Raw genomic sequence first — 17,162 nt, forward strand, 5'->3', positions numbered from 1 at the left:
TTCCGGTATTGTTCGTCCTTAGCGTTGCTTGGCGTACCTCCCACGCTATGCCCTCCTAATGCAAGCGTCGGCATCGCGATTGCGACATTGGCTCAGAAATTGACGTTCGCGCGCACGTACCAGAAGCCGCCGCTGAACCCGAAGGGAGAGAACTGCGGATAAATTATTCCGTTGTTCCGCTGTCCGATGCGTTGATCACGATCCGGATAGGCATCAAGCAGGTTGTTGGCGCCGATCGCAAGATTGATACGATCATTTACGTCGTACCCGAGCTCGAGGTCAATGAGCACTTCGGCGCCGAAGGTTTGATCGAACGCGTTGGGGGTTGGAACGGCGTTCGGAACGGCGTCGGTCCAACTGCCGAAATAGCTCGCGCGCAGTAGCCCGGAGAATGCGCCTGTTTCAAGCGTGCTGGTAATGCTGCCGCGCCAGTTCGGATTGAAACTGTTGATCTCGATCCTGCGTTCGCGATCAACCGCTCTTGCGTCTCGAACATTGGTCACTTCGTTCTTGGTGTAGTTGAGCGAAGCGTTGATCCCCAGGCGCGTACCAACTCCCAGTCGCCAATCTTTGGAGAAGACAAAGTCGACACCTTCAGTGCGGGAATCGAAGAAGTTGCCGAAGAACCTGACTGTCTGTACATCGCCGGGATCGATGCCCTGCGCTGCCATGGCCAGACGATCGGCTGCGGTGATCGGGATGCGCGAGGTTAGCGCGATGCGGTCATCGACCTTGATGTTGAAATAGTCGGCCGTAAAAACCCATCCGCCCGGGATATCGAATACCAGGCCTGCAGCGATATTCTTCGACTTCTCTCGATCTAGGGGTTGTGCGCCGTAGAATTGTGCGACCGGATCATTCGGCGGACGAGTGGTGGTCAAGAGGAGTCCGCCGGTCACGAGATCGATATTGGTGGCAACATCCGAAATATTTGATTGCCCCGGGGTTGGTGCCCTGAAACCAGTGCTGTAGGACGCACGGACAGCCATCCAGTCGGTGAGATCGTAGCGCCCTGACACCTTCCAGTTAAAGGTGCTGCCGAAATCCGAGAAATCCTCGAACCGCCCGGCGATGCCCAAATTGAGCCTGTCGGTCAGGTCGCCTTCCACGTCGAGATACGCCGCCAAATTTGATCGCGACCACGTGCCAGCTGAGGACGGCGCATACCCTGGGAAGCCTGACGAGCCCACCGCCAGACCCACCGGTAGGTTGCCATTGTCGGGATCGAGCACGCGGGCAAAAGGACCAGCCTGCCAAGAAGCCACTTCGCCGGCGGTGATCTCAAACGCCTCGCGCCGATACTCAGCACCGAAGGCCACGTTTAGCGGGTCTGCCAGACCGATTTCAAATGGATAGACGAAATCGGCATGGAACTGCGTCTCGCGCTGAGTCACCTTTCCGGCATTGAAGCTGGTCGGCGACTGCGGACCAAGGGACGGGTTCACAGTGTTCGAAAGCTCATAACGGACCCGGTTCTGAGCGACAATCGCGGCCAGGTCATATCGCAGATCGCCGAAGTCGCCGCGCAACCCTCCCGCGATACTAAGATCTTCGATGTCAGTCCCGAAGATTGGCGTGAAGCCACCTGGAAATTGCGAGGTGAAACTGAACCTTGCTCCGCCCGGCGTGGTGGTCAATGGAACACTGCGAAAGATGTCTGTCCGTGTCACCGGATTACGGTAGAAGAACTCGGTATTGCCGGCGCTCCACGCATAGTTGCCGAACAGATAGACCGTGGCATTATCAGAGGCGGGCACCTCGGCATTCAGCAGGAAACGTGCAGCTTCAGTGTTCACGTTGCCCCAACGTTGGGCGGGTACCGGCACGGCAGTATTGCCGGCATTGATCAGAGCCTGCGCATCCGGACGCTGGGCGCCGCGAGATGTCGGCTTTGACCGGACATATTCGCCACTCAGGTTGATGAACCCGTCAGCAACGGGAAAACCAGCATTGGCCGCGAGCGTCACATCCTCGCCGTCGCCCTCATAAAACTGGCCATACCGCGCTGTCATCGATAGCCCGTCGGAGTTGTCTTTGAGCTGGAAGTTGATCACGCCCGCTATAGCATCCGAACCATATTGCGCTGCCGCGCCGTCACGCAGAACTTCGATGCTCTTGATCGCGATCGTGGGAATGCTCGAAAGGTCGGATCCTTGCGCACCTGCCGCGAGCGGCTGATTGGTGATCTGCACCAGTGCCGAACGATGGCGGCGCTTGTTGTTGAGCAGGACCAGCGTCTGGTCTGGCGGCAGACCGCGCAGGCTGAATGGACGGACAAAGGCAGATCCATCCTGCGCCACGAATTGCTGGACGTTGAGCGACGGCACTGCGACACGCAGGGCATCATTCAAGTTTGATGCTCCCTGCCGGTTGAGGACATCAGCAGAAATGATGTCGACCGGACGCGCGGACTCAAGATAGGTCACCCCTTCCCGTCGGGTACCGGTGACAATGATCGTCTGCTCGGCCTTTTTTGCTTGCTCGTCGTCGGGGTCGGACTGATCCTGCGCCAGCGCCGCTGCTGGAGCCGTCACGGCCGTCAAAAGAGCTAGAAGTGAAACCGCGTCAGACACTCTCGCACGCACTTCGAGACCAGATTCCAACATGCCCCGTTTCCTTTGATTGTGGTCGCAACACCCCTTGGCAGCACCCGAACATTGCCCAATCTCAGGTTGTCGAAAACTAAGCCTAACCGCAAATACGTATTTTGTGAGATAGCATGCAAAAATGGTATAATCGATTTTGGGAGACGCCGACTGGGGCTGTCTGTCGATGGGCGTGCTAATCGGCGGCGCATTGATCACGGAATTTGACGCTCAGCCCGTTAAAGCTGCCTGGCAGCTTTCCGGATCTAACAGGGGCCCGACTCATGACTGGGTCTGGGTGGATTGGCGAATGGCGGCTCTTGCCGCGACCGGAGGGGTCTGTCGGCCGCAGGCTGCCGATCGAAAAGACCGGTTTCAATCCATCGGACTAATGACCCTCGTCGCGGCTAAAGCCGGAAGCTAGAATGCTGACGAGTCCGTTCATCACAGTCTCGTAGTAGGCTCCGCGGAAATGCTGGTCATAGCTCTCGACCGCCGCGTCGATCTGTGCGCGCCGATACATTCGTCCGCCGACCATCAGGAACTGCCAATCCCGCACCGCTGCTAAATCGGAACGCGGGTCCTTGGGCAAAATCAACAGGTCGGCAAAGTTGCCGACCGCGATCCGGCCAACCTTGCCCCGATCAACATGGCGGCCATTGACCCCCGTCGCAGCGGCGAGTGCAGCTTCGTTGCTGCCAAAGGCGTCGGACAACATCGCCAGTTGGAGATGCAGGGACTCGCCCGGCACGACATAGGGCATGACGACATCCGTCCCCGCCAGCACATCGATACCGGCCAAACGGGCTTTGCCGACAATAGCGAGCTCTGCCACAATGCCATCAAGGTCGGCGGCAACAGCTTCGCCACTTTCGGGGTGCGCGACGATCATCGGCCAGGCCTGCTCCCAGAAGGCCGGGAGATGCCGGAGGCCTTCGGTCGGAGGGAACCGCTGCCGGTCTGATGCAGTCAACCGCGCTTTCTGGTTCCCCTGTGTCGGCAGGATCGATATGCGGTTGGCCTTCATCAGCGCGATCACCTTGGCAATGTCGGCTCTGGTCATCCCGGACACATCCTGAGAGCGATAGTCGAAGCCCTTAGGCGGCGGCTTGCGGAGATAGGGAATGCCGGTGAAGTGCTGGACTTCGAAATCGGACACATCGCGAAGGTTTACCGCATTCGGCGTGTGACCGACCAGCGGCAGGCCTTGCCGCTTTGCTTCGGCAGCGGCTGCATCAAATGCAGCTTTGGGCAGCCCCGAGTAGGTTTTGATGCAATTGACGCCGCTTGCCTTGAGGGTCTTCACGGCGCTGATCGCCTGCGCTGCGTCGATCACCGACAAGGCGCTGGGCCAGCTCGGCCGCTCGCCATCCAGCACCGGGCCGCAGCGATACATTCTGGGGCCGGCGATCCGCCCTCCTGCAAGTTCGGCTTGCAAACCTGCAATATTGTCGTCGGTCTGCCCCATGTCGCGAACACTGGTGACCCCGTATTTCAGGTAGAGCAGCGAAAACAGGCGCTGGTTGCCAATTGCGAGCTGTGGCGGCGTATGAACATGGGCGTCGATCAGGCCGGGCATGACGATGCAGTCGGGGCAAATCGGCGGATCGTCATCTGGCCGACTTGGTCTGATTTCGGCTATGCGCCCGTCTTTGACGGTGATGGTCTGATCGGGCTGCAAGGGCTCGCCGGGATTCCAGATCGTAACCTTAGCAATCATCCGGTCGGAACGCGGCGGCACCGAAACATCGGGCGGCAAAATCATCCAAACGCCCGACAACATGGCAAGGGACAGCGCTCCGAAGATGCCCAGCGACCAGATGCCAATCCGTCGAACCATGTAACTCCGCTTCAGGAAATTGCGATTTATTGCCGCCCCCGAAAGGCTTATCGCAGGACCAACGACTTAAGCGCAAGAGCTATCGCTACGACCGTTTCGGGGTCGGTTTGAGAATTTCCGCTATCAGGGAGAAACCCACAGGAGCTGCCTAGCAGGATACTGGCGGCTTATTACCGGTGAGGTGGCAACCGCCCTGCCCTTCCCGCTGGACATTCGAATAGCGACGACTTTGGCTTTGACGACATCGGCAACTGCTCTCCAGCTCTGGTCACTAGTCCATGTCGGCAGACCGTCGCGCTGCGCCAGCGCAATTCAGAGGATCGACCATTGCGTCGACCTAGCGTTCAGGCATGCTAAGATGGATGAAGTGGATGACCGCTTCGGCATAATTGATCGTGCATATCCGGGCGTCTGCGATTGCCGCTGCGACTTTGTCGGCACCCTTCTCCCCCTTGAGCATGGCGATTAGGGCGGAGGCATCCTATACAATATCCCTTACTCGTCGCTGTCCTCACGGCGCTAGGCGAGGAAAGCATCGACCGACGCATCCGGCTTTCCTGCGGTGTATTGCTTCGCCAATGCTTGCGCGCGCGCAACAGCCTGGGCAGCCGTTCGCAGCACGAGACCTGTCGGCGTCTCATCCAGATAGACCGGAACACCGCACGTCGCGCAGACCAAGCGTCCTTCGCCGCGTTTGACGAGTGCCTTGAGCTTCTGGCGCAACAGGATCGCGCGCTCATACCGGAACACCCGAATCAGACGATGAACATTGAGCACATGGCCAGTTCGCGGGTTCCTTACTGCGTCAATCTCCGGCTTCGTCACCGCCGATGCCCATGCTAGCGGATCGACTGTCGTGTTCCCAACCATGGTCATCTCCTTTCTAGCCGCAGAAGACTTCAAACGAATCCCGAAGCTAACAACGCTCCAGGCGAGCTCCCGCTCGATTGAGGCCCCAGCGCCGCTCGACATAGAATTCGAGGGCCCTGCGGACGTCGAAGCTCAGAACTTCCTGCGTGAACCCATACTCGAGCCTAACTGCGGCCTGCTGCTCTGCAGTCAGACTACTCAGCGGCCTAAGCCGGATTTCTACCAGCTCTTCCCAGTCAGTATCGCGCGGAAGGTCCTCAGCGATCGGTGCCACTGAAAATGTGCTCTCAGGCAGAACCCGGATAGGAACATAGTCGCGCCATTCGCGGTGGTGAAAGCTCCAGGCTCGAACGTGCAGGCGCTCCCCGTCGGAGGCAAAATGCGCAGGCGCAATCCATTGGTTCTGCCGCAGCCCACTCGACATCGACATGTAGCCGATCTCGATTTTCTGGCGCTGCTCGATTGCCTGCCAGAGACGCCGCATCACGAGTGGGGGGCACTGCCGAACAGGCGAAGGCAGAACGGAAAAGCCCTCCGTCGCGAAGTGGCCGATAAACTCATCCGGTGAGCCTACATCCTCGACAAACGGCAGGCCGCGATGATGAGAGTCGGCGACGTAGCACTTTCGTACTGTGTCGTAGCGGGGCTTCGGCTCTGCAACCCGCTCGAGATACTCCCTCAGATCAATTGCCGCCTGAGGAGACGATATGCCGAAGCGCTCAATGAGGTCCTTGCGGTTCACCTGCCCGCGCCACGTTAGAACCCGGTCGAGATAGACCAAGCGGGCAAGCATCGCAGGCTTGAGGGCAGGATCGTCCATGCCCGAACCCTACTTGACTGCCCCCGCCTCGTCTATATAAAAATTATATGCACTTGGATTCGAGGACACATTAATGCGCATCTTGCACACCAGCGACTGGCATCTGGGCCGCCAATTCCATGGCCTGTCCCTCGATGATGACCACGACCATATCCTCGTCCAGATCCTTGCAATCATCGATGATCATCGGCCTAATGTCGTGATCATTGCTGGCGACATTTTCGATCGGGCTAATCCTCCCCAAAGCGCGATCACCCGCCTCTCGCAGTTCCTGACCACGGTACGCGCAACCTCCGACGCGGCAATTGTCATCATTGCAGGCAACCACGATTCCGCAGCGCAGATCGGTGCGATGGGCGTGCTTGCGGATGGCGGTGCGGCGATTGTGCGCGGACCACTGGATGAAGATGAGCGTCCGCTTGTGATTGCCGACGACCATGGACCGGTGGCCATTTCAGCTCTGCCTTTTGCCTTCGAATATGCCGCGCGCCTGTGCTTCGAAGACGACGCCATCGCCTGCCCTGCGGACGTCATCCGGGCCCAGCTTGCGAGCGCTCGCAGGTACGTAGCCGAGGGAATGCGATGGGTTGTGGTGGCCCATGCCTTTGTCGACGGCGCCGCGACCAGCGAAAGCGAGCGCCCCCTGACGCGAATGGTCGGCGGGATTGAGACCGTATCGGCGGCGGCCTTCGAAGGGGCGCACTACGTGGCCCTTGGGCACCTCCACCGCCCGCAACCAGTCGGACAGCACCACATCCGCTATTCCGGAGCGCCGCTCGCATTCGGCTTCGATGAGGAGGGCCAGCAGAAGTCGGTCAGCCTGATTGACCTTGCGGCCGACGGCGCTGCAACGGTCACCGAAATTCCCTTGAAACCGCTACGTCAAGTGAGAGCCATTCGGGGCAAGCTGCTCGAACTGCTAGCGACCACCGAGGTGTCCAACGACATCGTCCGCGTCGTTCTCACGGACGAAACCCTGCAAATCGATCCGATGAAAAGGATCAGGGCCTTCTATCCCAATGCCGTTCAACTCTCCTACGAGCGCAACGAGCGGCCAGTAGAGCAGCGCCTCGAAGAACAGCGCGCAGCTATTGATGACCCGCAGACGCTTTCCTCCGCATTCCTCGAATTTGTCCGTAGTGAGCCGCTTTCAGACGATGAAGGGCAGATCGTGGCTGCCGCGCTGCGATCGTTCGCGACGCTGGAGGGGGACCAATGAGACCGATCAAGCTCACCCTCAGCGCATTCGGTCCCTATGGCGGCGCCGAAGCGATCGATTTTCGCGAAGCGACGGACGCCGGCCTTTTCGGGATCTACGGCCCCACCGGATCAGGCAAGTCATCGATCTTCAGCGCGATTTCCTTCGCCCTGTTTGGCGAAGGGGCCAAGGAGGAACAAGGCATCGGGACCATGCGGTCCGACTTCGCGCCTGAGGATCTCCTGACCGAAGTCAGCCTGCAATTCGAATTGGGAGCCAAGCGATACTACGTCAGGCGGCAACCTGATCAGGCCCGGCCAAAGGCACGAGGCGAGGGTCACACCATGCAGCCACACGCTGCCTGGCTGTTCGATGTATCGGACGTCGCAATTGACGATGTCGGTCCGGACTGCTGCGGAGTACCGCTTGCTGAGCGGAAAGTTAGCGCTGTCCTCAGCCATGTCGAAGGTCTTCTCGGCTATGGCGCACAACAGTTCCGCCAGATCGTCCTGTTGCCGCAAGGCAGGTTTGAGCGATTCCTGGTGTCGAACAGCAAAGACCGGCTCGCGATTCTCCGGGAGCTGTTCGACGTATCGCTCTACCGCCGGCTCACGGAAAAGCTCAAAGCGGACGCCGCGAACATCAGGCGCGAGATCGAAGATGGCTATCGCCTTCACGGGCGCCGTCTTCAGCTCGAGGGCTTCGCCAGCTCGGACGAGCTCACCGACGGCATCGCATCAGCACTTGAACGGTACGAATTTGCTCAGCTGGCAGTCTCTGAAACAGCGGGCGTGCTCGCCTTGGCCAACAAGGCTTATGCAGCCGCTGAAGAACAGGAAAAGCGCTTTGCCGAGGTAGAGGCTGCCTCTGCTGCGCTCAAGCAACTCGAAGCACAGGGCCAGACTTTCGAGACGATTCGAACTCGCAAATCCCGGGCGGAGCTGGCACGACGCATGTCGGATCTCGACGCCAGCGTTGCCGATGCCCAGAAGCGCTACAACACAGCAATTCAAGCACACGCCAACGCTGAAATTGCAGCGCGCCAAGCAAGCGATGCTCTATCGTTGGCGAGTGCGACACTGCGCGATCTTCGCTCACGCGAGCATGAGATCGAGGACCTCGCGCGCAATATCGACCAGCTGAACCGCCATAAGCAGGTTCTGGTGGATTCGGCCGAGCGTCAGGCTGATCTTGAAACGGCCGTGGTAGTGCTGGAGCGGGCGAGAAAGGCTCATTCCCTAGCGGCTGATGCTGAGACGCAGGCTTCTGACCTCTGCGAAGAGAAAGAGTCCGCCCTCGGTGCCGCCCAAGCCAGTGCTCTTGAGCGGCAGAAGCTGAATGGAACTCGCGACGGTTTGAACAGCGAGCTCGACGCGGCGCAGGCCTTTGCAAAGGCAGCGCGTGCGGTGGAATCATCACAAGACGTTTATGCCAAAGCAGCGGCTATCGCCCAGGAAGCACAGTCTCGCCATGCCGAGGCCGTGGCTGCAGCTGAGGCGCACGAACAAGCCTTTATTGCAGCGCAGGCTAGCGTCCTTGCCCAGAGGTTGCAGAATGGGCAGCCCTGCCCGGTTTGCGGCGCAAGCGATCACCCCGAACCTGCGCATGGTTCTGGTGATGCGAGCGCGCTCGAAAAGGCGTGGCGAGATGCTCAGGGCGCAGCGGCGGCCGCATCCAAAGCCGACCGCGAGGCCCAAGCGGCTGCCAGCTCGGCCCGTGCCACACTCGAGGCAAAACGGGCGGCTCTGGAGGGACACACCGAGCCGAAGCGCGCTGTGATCGAACTCGAGGGCGATTTGCAGCACGTCCTTACCCAGATCCATGCGTTGGGCCCGGATATTGATATCGGTCTTCTCGCCCAGCAATTGGATGACGCACGCAAACGCAAGCTGGCAGCGACAGAGACCCTCCAGCAAGCTCGCGACGCGCACGGAGAGGCCAAGACTGCCGAGGCACTGGCCCGCCAAGCCTACGACGAGCGGATTTCATCCGTCCCTGAAAACCTGCGCCAGCAAGAGGATCTGCAGACCGTAATCGATGCCGCCACCACAGACCTGAGCGGTCGGAGGCAGGCCCTCGCCGATGCCGACGCGAAGCAGCGCGAGCTAGATGCCGTTGCCATCAAAGCGGCAGCCGCACTGCAAAGCGCCACGACCGCGATCAGCGATGCCGAGATCGACCTTACGGCGAAGAAGACCGCGTTCGAAGCCCGCCTTGTTGAGTTAGGGATGGCCGAAGCAGACTATCGTGCGGCGATCCCTGATATTACCGAGATCCCCGCGCTGGAAAAGGCAATCGCGGGCTTTGACACCGCCCTTGCCGAAGCACGCGCGCGCGACACAATGGCAAGAAATGCGGTCGGCAACGCGCAGCGGCAAAGCCTAGAGCCCTACCGTCTGAGCTGCGTTCAAGCACAGGCCGCATCAGACGATGCCGTGACGCAAAGCGCTGCTGCTCAGCAGAAGCACCAATCGCTTGTCGATCTTCGGGCAAGCTTGGCAGACCAGCTTGAGAACCTTCAAGCCCTTGAGCAGTCCACAGGGGCGCTGCGGGGTCTTGCGGAAGCCTTCGACGGTCAGAACGAGACGCGAACCAGTCTCGAAACATTCGCCATCGGTGCGATGTTCGATCAGGTTCTCGAAGCGGCGAACCTGCGCCTCGATCCGATGACCAGCGGCCGATATCGGTTCGAGCGTGATACCGAGAGCATCGGAGGACGGTCAAAGCGGGGTCTGGATGTTCGCGTCCACGATATCGAGACCGGCCGCGCCCGTGAGATCATCACGCTTTCGGGCGGCGAGACCTTCATTGCCGCCCTATCCCTGGCACTCGGCCTCTCCGACATCGTCGAGATGACCAATGGCGCGATCAGGCTCGACACCATTTTCATCGATGAAGGTTTCGGCAGCCTCGACACGGATAACGACGCCGGCACACTCGATCAGGTGCTGCAGGTGCTCCAGAATATCGTGGGCGAACGGCGCGCGGTCGGACTTATCTCGCACGTGCCTTTGGTTCAGCAGGCAGTTCCCAACGGTTTCACTGTCCACAAAGGGACAAACGGAAGCCAGATCACGGTCAGGACTGCCTAATTGGGCAATCGGCAATGGTTTTGCCTTGCAGTACAGCGAAGTAACGACATGCGAAGCCTTCGATAATCTGCAAAATGGCTCGACAGTTTGAAGATTATCGGCCTAGATTTGAATCAGTTTTGAGCGGGAGCTTTGATGGGGCACTACGAGGATTTCAAGCGCTTGCTCGCCGCCATTGAAGCATATCGGGCGGATGCTAGCATTCCTGTCGATGCTGAACAGATCGACGCTGCTTGCGCACGAATTCTGACGCATGATCCCTTCGATGAAACCGCAATTGAATGGAAGCGGATTGCTGAATTGGTGAAGGAGCTCAACGGGGGCGAATGGCCAGCAAGCGGTTGATGATCCACCCTTCGCTGCTATCCTTCAGCGATGCCCAACGGAATCGACCAGCTCTATCGGACCGCGATCGAGAAGCTCGCCAAGAGTGCAGATGCCGATATCGAGCATCTGCGCCGCGCGGTGATCCGGGGCGACGGTGTACCCCTTGAGCCCGATCCACGCCTTCTCGCCGAGGCTTCAGGGAAAGGCGCGGATTGGGGCGAATATGCGTTCGGCGAGCTTCGCGCATTTGGCTTCGTTGTGGCCGATGTGGCGAGGTTTGTGTGGTATCGGCCGACAAAGAACGAGATGTGGGAGCGGCAAGCAGTTCTGGCCGGGATAGAGGCAACGGCTATCGTCAGACTGGTCTCGATGGACCGTTCCCCTGCCATCCCTGAGATCCTCAAGCGGCTAGAAGCATTCGAGCGGACTGCGGCGTCCGGCAAAGCGCTTGCCTCACTCCTCGCGCACCAGAAGCTGATGGTCAGCGTCGTCACAGCAACAGGCGAAGTCCCCACGCTCGAGGAATATGCGAGGCGCGCTAGCGTTGCACAGGTCTATGCCCGGACGGCGACCCTTGAACTGAGCGATATCGAGGGCATGACCACGTCAGCCCGAACCATGGTCCAGTTGCTTTGTGAGGGCGCTGCGCGCGATTGCGCTGCCGCTGCGACTGCCATGCGGATCCACCCGCGGCAGCCCGCCTTTGCGAGCTGACAGGTGAGCACTCCTACAATGGATGCGCGGCCGCGACGGCATCGCTCAAGGGGCCAAGCAGCGGCCGTGCCGCCTTCGTACTCCCTGTATACGTCGGCAGCCCGCTGACCTGGGGCTCGATGGCCTGCAGCGCGTGATATTGGGCACCCTTTGGAAATTCTTTGCGCTCCATCTGCTCGATCAACTTGTGGAGCGCCGGCGCGGTTGAATCGAAGAAGAAGCGGCTCGCTCTCCGTACGCCATCAAGATTACCCGCGCGCGCCGCGACCAGATAGCTGTCCGCAGCTTCAACCAGGAAACCCGTGCGCTCGGCATAGATGTCCGAAAGCCAGAGCAGCCTGAAAAAGGCCTGCGGGATGAACTGCTCGACCAGCTCGGACAAGGTGCTCTGCGGTCCTCCCAGAATGATCGTGGCGAAAGACATGGCCCCCAGAAAGAACGCCTCATCCTCCACGGCATGGCTGCGGACGTCCTTCTCAAGGCTCTCGGCCACTGCCTGCAGCCGCGCACCGCCTGCCAATGCCAGACGAAGAGCACCGATCTCGACAATCGCTCCCAGCGCAAGGCGCCATTCCTCGATCTGTTCTCTCGTGAAGGTCGAGACGACATAGGCACGGCCACGCTTGGTGAGATAGCCACCCACGCCCAGCGACACCAGCAAATGGCGCGCCATCGTCAACGACACGCCGGTATGCGCGACAATGTCGTCGGCGGTCATCGAAGTGCCGGGCGGCAGGTCGCCCAGCATGATCCGCTCACGCAGCTCGATATAGGTCGCGTCTATCTTCGACAGCATGACTTCCCCACGGCCCGCCAGCGATGGCGCTTGCCGCTCTCTACGGGTTTCAACTTAGCATAACGCCTGCGAAATGCAGCCTCCTATGGTGCTTCCCTTAACTCCAGCCAGTTGCCTATGCCACCTCCAATCGTTGTCATTGATACATGATAATGATATGTGTCGATTGGAGAAAAGCGATGGAAGACTTTGAAAACTGGAGAGCTGTCGATTTCTCGAAACGGGCAATCCCTGACGATTTGACTGGGAATGGTGATCCAGATTTTTTGAAATCACGTATTCCAGAAAACGATGCCCACTCTCATCTAAATGACCACCGCCAAAGCAGCGTTGGACCTTGGATCGTGATCTTGGTTTCCATCGGTTTCATCGCGCTCGGCTTGCTTAGCTGGTAGCTGGTCGATCCCATATTGGGCGCCGCTCCAACTTCCAATCTGCTCTATCGCTGATCGCGATCATAGAACCGTTCATTGAAGCGATCCTCAGCATCGCCTGAAGCGGAACGCCCCTCGTCAAATTCCTGACGCCGCTCACCAAAGCGGGTGCCATTGGCTTCGTAGCGCTCCTTCAGGCTCCCCTGCCCTTCGCTTATCCGAGCACCAATCGAGCCATCGGTCGATCCCTCCCCAAGCTTCCGCGGGGATCCGCCAGATCGCTGCGGCGTCCGAGCCCTAAGGTCAGATTCAGTGAAGCTACCCGGCCCAGCGACGTTGCCGGTAAGTGTTCCCTTGTCCGGGATGATATCATTGAAAGGTGCCACCCGCTGATCGTAGTAATCCGAGATGATCTCGCGCGCGACAAGCTCATAGGCGGCCTGCTCTTGCGGACTGTAGTCGGTGCGAGCAAGGCTGGGGGCAGTGATCCCGAGTTCGGCTGCTTTTTCCTGATAGCGGCTTGCCACAATCTGGCTCATGTCGAAGGCGAGATTGGCGCCATATCCCTCCCGTGTTGAGGTGCTGTCGGTGAGTGACGTCGCCAGCTCATCAATTTGGGCAATCCGCTGATCGATGCGCCGGATCTCCTCAAGTGCGCGCTCGCGTGAGTAGGCGTTCTCGGAATAGCCCTCGCTCCGGCTGAAGCTTCCGCTCTGAGCATAGCTGCCACTGTCTTGCGTGGCATTTGAACCATTCGAACGATTGTCCGATGTCGAGGAGTCGAAGCCCTGCGTTTCGTTCCGATCATTTCCTCGGGAGACAACGTCCGTACGTTGGCGACTGCCGCTGATGCCCGCCTGGACACCTCCATTTGCACCCACACTACCCTTGCCTCCAAGTCCGCCATCGCCACCTCGAGAGCCGGAAACGCTGCCGGACAGCCCGATGCTACCGCTGCGGCTTGTCTCGAGACGATCAATGTTGGTTTGCTGATCTCCCCTCGAGCGCGTGACACGATCGCTTTCGCTGACGGTGTCCCTGGCATCCAGCGACTGATTGTCGAACCGCTGCAGGTTCTCGCCCGAGCGATACCCGGACGAGCTCTCGCTTCCGCTGGAGTTGCGCACCCCGCTTGTTTGCCGCGTCGACGCGCGGTCAAGGAAGGCAACCGCACGCGACCGTTCCTCCGAAAGCGTATTCCGCGCCGTCTCGAGTTCAGAGAGGGTCTGCTGCCGCTCGGCATTGGCGAACTGGCTCAGCGATGCGCCGAACGCCAGGCGACTCATGCCCGGCGACGTGTCAAAGACGCTGGCGCCATCCGTCATGGTTTTCGTCGTCGTCCCGTTCGCATTGACCGTGGAGACAACCGGTGCCCCGCCAGTAAAGGATGGCGCGGCATTCCATTGTTCGGACTGCCGATTAAAGCTCGACAGGTTCATGAAGCTCTCATTCCCGTAGGAATAGTTGCCGGTCGTACGCTCGACTGCGGCAGCTTCGGCTGCCGCCTGCGCCGGTGCCAACATCGAGGTCGCTTGCGACGACACCGCCATCGCCCCTTTCGCCATTCCAGCAGCAAGGAAGGGGATCGACATCATCAGAAAGCCCGCGATCGTCGCGGTATCGGCGTTGACTGCATCGACCCCCGCCATGCCGGCCATCGTAATGCCGCCAGGCGCGGTCGCGTTCAGGGAGTCGGATGCACGGTCCATGATGAACATGTGCAGGACCACATAGAGGGGGCCCCACGCCGCAAGATAGAAGAAGCCCGTGAAGTAGCCCTTGAGCGCCATCGTCCCGGTCCGCGGCATGAGAAACAACGGAAAGATAACCGGAAACATCGCGTAGAAGACTACCGTCAGGACGATGTTGAGCAGCGGCACCCATGTCATCGCCTGCTGTGCGATCGAGGTATAGGTGTTGCGTGCCTGCTCCTCAGCCCGAAGCATTGCAAAGGTATCGCCATCGGCCGCTCCAAGGTTGGCACGCGCCTCAAGAAAGGCGTTCACCAGCGAACGCTGCTGAAAGATCTGCTGGGCAGTCTGCGAGCTGCCGTGGAACTGGTTTGCTATGACGGGCAGGTCAGAGACGAGCTTCGCCCTTGCCAGCGCCGGCGTAAAGCCCGGAAACAGCTTACGCCCCTCCTGTTGCAGACCCCGCTCTGTATAGGCCGCAATGCCCGTCTGAAGCTCGTTATAGGCAGTCTGACATGTGACGATGGTGGGCGGCCCGCCCGCCGGCAGAAACTTCATGGCGCGCGCAGGAGACCCCGGCCCCATGTCCGCAAGAATGTTGTTCGAGTTGGCGATGGTGTCGAACGAGGTGTGCCCCAGCAGAATGTCGTAGAACAGGCACTGTTTGAAATACTCGCCGAGGTTCGCGCTGATGCGCGGATCCCGGATGTGGAAGTCGCGGGTGCGGTCCCAAAGCCGGGCCCCGTAGATCATCCCGTTGGTCGACATCTGCAAGGCACCAGGCATCACGAAGACCGTCTCGGCCGTGCGTGTTAGCCAGTCACCGGCCTGGCTACTGACCGAGGCAATCATGGCCAGACCGATGGGCACGTTCGCAACGGTCGCGGGTGCAAGCGAAGGGTTGAGGCGATCGGTGATCCGGACCGAAGTCACGGGTACGACCAGCACGCCATAGATCAGCGTCGCGCCGAGGAACCAGTTGAACCAGGCACGCCAGTCGAGACTGAAGGCCACGATCAGAAGAGTGTAGATGAGCCCGATCACCATCACGACGCGCAGCAGGGCGCGAAAGCCCCCTCCCCCGGTCCAGGCGCTGACCGCGTTGAAGACATTGACGAGATACTCGCCCCCGCCGATCGTGAAGATCTCCATCATCGCTCGTCCCTCCTGCCGCGGGGTCGGACCTATTGCAGGCCCTGGTTGGAGAGGGACGTACTGAACCGCAGCGCAGCCGACATCTGAGGCGAAAGGTTGTTGCGGAGCGTACCCTCAAGGAAGACGGCGCGCTGGACGACGTGCTGGGTCCGCTCAAGGCGGAGGTTCATGCCTTGCGAATAGGTATCGAGCACCTGACGAACCGAGACGATCTGCGCCCGCCACTGTGTTAGCGCTTCCTCATTGGCGTTCTGGAACGAGCCGACACCGCGCGAGGCGTAGCCATAGTATTGCTGCGCCAACGCATCGAGCAGGTCCATCGCGACGATTTCGGCAAGATCATTCATGTCGTTGGCGGTCATGCCGCCAAGCGTTGCGGCCGCGTTGACGGAGATGATCTTGTAGAGCGGAATGGTGGTCGCCCCGAGCAAACCGATTTCGTCAGGCGTGAGAGCAGCGTTGCTGCGCACCTTGCCGTTCATGCTCTCGATCATTGCCCGCACTCGCGGCTTGAGGGCCTGCGAGGCAGATACAGACATGCTCTGCGTGGTGGGGTTGAGGCACTGGTCGCTCGTGTCGCACTTCAGCATCGTGACCGAGCCCCCGCCATCGAGCAGCGCGGTCAGCAGAGCCCGGTCTCCCTGCCCGACGAATTGGTAGCCGCGTTTGCCGCTGGCATCGCCGTCCTGGTAGAAGATGACCGTGCCCACAAAGGTCATCAGGTACTCGCGGAAGTTCACCGAGAAACTGGGGTAGCTCTGCTTCAACATTTCCCAGGTGAAATTGTAACTGGCCGCCGGAATGGCGGGATCCTTGTTCGCCTTCAGGGTCGCCTCGCGCTGACCGCCCGTCCCGCATTCATGGCGCCCCTTGGCCCAATCCGAGAACAAGCCCTGGCTGTTCCCGATCGACTTGCAGATCTCCGAGGACATGCGATCGGACTTGCCCGACAGGCCGCCGACGAGGTTTTGCGCGGTCTCGCAGCTGTTCATGTTGAACTGGTTCATCTGCTGCGCCTTCTGGGCCATTTCCTCGATCGTGGCGGAGATCTGCGGACTTATCGACTTGATCGCGAGCTGGAACGCGAACCCCAGCGCATTGTTGGCTGTCGCCTTGAGCATCGCCACAATCTCGTCCGAGTTGATGAACGAGAAGGAGCCCGAGAAGACATCGATGCCGCCACAGCCAGCCTTGACCGAGGGCAACTGGAGATTGACCGGGTTGACGCTTCTTTGCGGGAAGCGGGTCCAGATGTTACCGCCCGAATAATAGCCAGCAGACTGACCCTGGTAGGCTACCGGCCCGGTAGCGTTTGCAGCAGCGCCCATGTCATTGAAGAAGCTGTTAAGCTCAGAGCCGACATTCGCGTGAACGGGGCCACCGGCCATGCTGGCAACGGCCAGCGCCGACAGGGCAATGCCTGAGCGCCTCAGGATCGGCGCGAGCAAACGGCTCCCTAAGGCTTTCATGGGCTTGTGTGCCATCAGTAGTCGCTCCCCGGTTCGATCTTGGTCAGATAGAAGATGCGCTGCATGACCTCGTCGGCCGCCATCACGCCGTAACCGATCGGAATGGGCTGCTTTGTCTGGGTGTCGAACAGAACGAGCGCGGGGACGGTGCCGCCCTGCAAGCCCATGCGCTGGTAGGGGGCCGGTGAGAGAATGTTCGAAAACGTACGCTAAGCATCCCGACCGTTCCGA

The 17,162-nt window shown here is 59.9% G+C and carries 13 protein-coding genes and 1 pseudogene; 5 read left to right on the forward strand and 9 right to left on the reverse strand.

Annotated elements, in window-relative coordinates:
• Window positions 1–92 precede the first annotated feature (92 nt).
• The 5 genes and pseudogenes from AX725_RS02840 to AX725_RS02860 form a co-directional block, all read right to left on the reverse strand.
• A complete protein-coding gene (locus AX725_RS02840) occupies window positions 93–2,606 on the reverse strand; it encodes a TonB-dependent receptor plug domain-containing protein (RefSeq protein WP_082737517.1) in 2,514 nt (837 codons plus the stop codon).
• Between the two features lie 367 nt (window positions 2,607–2,973).
• Window positions 2,974–4,425 (reverse strand): amidohydrolase family protein, encoded by a 1,452-nt coding sequence (locus tag AX725_RS02845; protein ID WP_066114832.1) that lies wholly within the window; start codon window positions 4,423–4,425, stop codon window positions 2,974–2,976.
• A gap of 213 nt (window positions 4,426–4,638) precedes the next feature.
• A pseudogene (locus tag AX725_RS21745) lies at window positions 4,639–4,885 on the reverse strand (PIN domain-containing protein); the annotation flags it as partial.
• Window positions 4,886–4,944: 59 nt separating this feature from the next.
• Window positions 4,945–5,397 (reverse strand): DUF7830 domain-containing protein, encoded by a 453-nt coding sequence (locus AX725_RS21750; RefSeq protein ID WP_482758729.1) that lies wholly within the window; start codon window positions 5,395–5,397, stop codon window positions 4,945–4,947.
• Window positions 5,342–6,115 (reverse strand): BrxR family transcriptional regulator, encoded by a 774-nt coding sequence (locus AX725_RS02860; protein ID WP_066114834.1) that lies wholly within the window; start codon window positions 6,113–6,115, stop codon window positions 5,342–5,344. The genes AX725_RS21750 and AX725_RS02860 overlap by 56 nt, the downstream gene beginning before the upstream one ends.
• 73 nt (window positions 6,116–6,188) lie before the next feature.
• Between AX725_RS02860 and AX725_RS02865 the strand changes: the two genes are divergently transcribed.
• The 4 genes from AX725_RS02865 (at window position 6,189) to AX725_RS02880 (ending at window position 11,446) form a co-directional block, all read left to right on the forward strand.
• The gene (locus AX725_RS02865) at window positions 6,189–7,334 is read left to right on the forward strand and encodes an exonuclease SbcCD subunit D (protein WP_066114836.1); all 1,146 of its coding nucleotides are present in this window, start codon (window positions 6,189–6,191) and stop codon (window positions 7,332–7,334) included.
• The gene (locus tag AX725_RS02870) at window positions 7,331–10,405 is read left to right on the forward strand and encodes an AAA family ATPase (RefSeq protein ID WP_066114837.1); all 3,075 of its coding nucleotides are present in this window, start codon (window positions 7,331–7,333) and stop codon (window positions 10,403–10,405) included. Before AX725_RS02865 ends, AX725_RS02870 begins: the two co-directional genes overlap by 4 nt.
• A gap of 135 nt (window positions 10,406–10,540) precedes the next feature.
• Window positions 10,541–10,750, forward strand: a complete 210-nt coding sequence (locus AX725_RS02875) for a hypothetical protein (protein ID WP_066114840.1) — start codon at window positions 10,541–10,543, stop codon at window positions 10,748–10,750.
• A gap of 30 nt (window positions 10,751–10,780) precedes the next feature.
• Window positions 10,781–11,446, forward strand: coding sequence for a hypothetical protein (locus AX725_RS02880; RefSeq protein WP_066114843.1), 666 nt, complete (start codon window positions 10,781–10,783; stop codon window positions 11,444–11,446).
• Between the two features lie 13 nt (window positions 11,447–11,459).
• Here the strand turns inward: AX725_RS02880 and AX725_RS02885 are convergent, their stop codons facing one another.
• The gene (locus AX725_RS02885) at window positions 11,460–12,242 is read right to left on the reverse strand and encodes a GntR family transcriptional regulator (RefSeq protein WP_066114845.1); all 783 of its coding nucleotides are present in this window, start codon (window positions 12,240–12,242) and stop codon (window positions 11,460–11,462) included.
• A 179-nt stretch (window positions 12,243–12,421) separates the two neighbouring features.
• Between AX725_RS02885 and AX725_RS20840 the strand changes: the two genes are divergently transcribed.
• Complete coding sequence (locus AX725_RS20840; RefSeq protein ID WP_156442067.1) at window positions 12,422–12,637, forward strand: hypothetical protein; 216 nt, start codon at window positions 12,422–12,424, stop codon at window positions 12,635–12,637.
• A 44-nt stretch (window positions 12,638–12,681) separates the two neighbouring features.
• On the opposite strand, the gene AX725_RS02890 is transcribed toward AX725_RS20840, so the two are convergent.
• Genes AX725_RS02890 through traF form a run of 3 tightly spaced genes read right to left on the reverse strand, consistent with a single transcriptional unit; the run spans window position 12,682 to window position 17,098 of the window.
• Window positions 12,682–15,462 carry a conjugal transfer protein TraG N-terminal domain-containing protein gene (locus AX725_RS02890; RefSeq protein WP_082737518.1) on the reverse strand — a complete coding sequence of 927 codons (2,781 nt, stop codon included), beginning with the start codon at window positions 15,460–15,462 and terminating at the stop codon, window positions 12,682–12,684.
• Between the two features lie 29 nt (window positions 15,463–15,491).
• Window positions 15,492–16,946, reverse strand: a complete 1,455-nt coding sequence (locus AX725_RS02895; protein ID WP_202184362.1) for a conjugal transfer protein TraH — start codon at window positions 16,944–16,946, stop codon at window positions 15,492–15,494.
• On the reverse strand, window positions 16,946–17,098 hold the full coding sequence (gene traF / locus AX725_RS20315) for a conjugal transfer protein TraF (RefSeq protein ID WP_502685937.1): 153 nt from the start codon (window positions 17,096–17,098) through the stop codon (window positions 16,946–16,948). Before traF ends, AX725_RS02895 begins: the two co-directional genes overlap by 1 nt.
• Window positions 17,099–17,162: the final 64 nt, after the last annotated feature.

This window comes from Blastomonas sp. CCH9-A1, assembly GCF_001557175.1.
In the GTDB taxonomy this organism is placed as follows: domain Bacteria; phylum Pseudomonadota; class Alphaproteobacteria; order Sphingomonadales; family Sphingomonadaceae; genus Blastomonas; species Blastomonas delafieldii_A.

Excerpts from the sequence above, each read along its gene's own strand:
- AX725_RS02840 (WP_082737517.1), bottom strand. The coding sequence starts at position 2,606 with ATGTTGGAATCTGGTCTCGAAGTGCGTGCGAGAGTGTCTGACGCGGTT.
- AX725_RS02845 (WP_066114832.1), bottom strand. The coding sequence starts at position 4,425 with ATGGTTCGACGGATTGGCATCTGGTCGCTGGGCATCTTCGGAGCGCTG.
- AX725_RS21750 (WP_482758729.1), bottom strand. The coding sequence starts at position 5,397 with ATGTCGAGCGGCGCTGGGGCCTCAATCGAGCGGGAGCTCGCCTGGAGC.
- AX725_RS02860 (WP_066114834.1), bottom strand. The coding sequence starts at position 6,115 with ATGGACGATCCTGCCCTCAAGCCTGCGATGCTTGCCCGCTTGGTCTAT.
- AX725_RS02865 (WP_066114836.1), top strand. The coding sequence starts at position 6,189 with ATGCGCATCTTGCACACCAGCGACTGGCATCTGGGCCGCCAATTCCAT.
- AX725_RS02870 (WP_066114837.1), top strand. The coding sequence starts at position 7,331 with ATGAGACCGATCAAGCTCACCCTCAGCGCATTCGGTCCCTATGGCGGC.
- AX725_RS02875 (WP_066114840.1), top strand. The coding sequence starts at position 10,541 with ATGGGGCACTACGAGGATTTCAAGCGCTTGCTCGCCGCCATTGAAGCA.
- AX725_RS02880 (WP_066114843.1), top strand. The coding sequence starts at position 10,781 with ATGCCCAACGGAATCGACCAGCTCTATCGGACCGCGATCGAGAAGCTC.
- AX725_RS02885 (WP_066114845.1), bottom strand. The coding sequence starts at position 12,242 with ATGCTGTCGAAGATAGACGCGACCTATATCGAGCTGCGTGAGCGGATC.
- AX725_RS20840 (WP_156442067.1), top strand. The coding sequence starts at position 12,422 with ATGGAAGACTTTGAAAACTGGAGAGCTGTCGATTTCTCGAAACGGGCA.
- AX725_RS02890 (WP_082737518.1), bottom strand. The coding sequence starts at position 15,462 with ATGATGGAGATCTTCACGATCGGCGGGGGCGAGTATCTCGTCAATGTC.
- AX725_RS02895 (WP_202184362.1), bottom strand. The coding sequence starts at position 16,946 with ATGGCACACAAGCCCATGAAAGCCTTAGGGAGCCGTTTGCTCGCGCCG.
- traF (WP_502685937.1), bottom strand. The coding sequence starts at position 17,098 with ATGGGCTTGCAGGGCGGCACCGTCCCCGCGCTCGTTCTGTTCGACACC.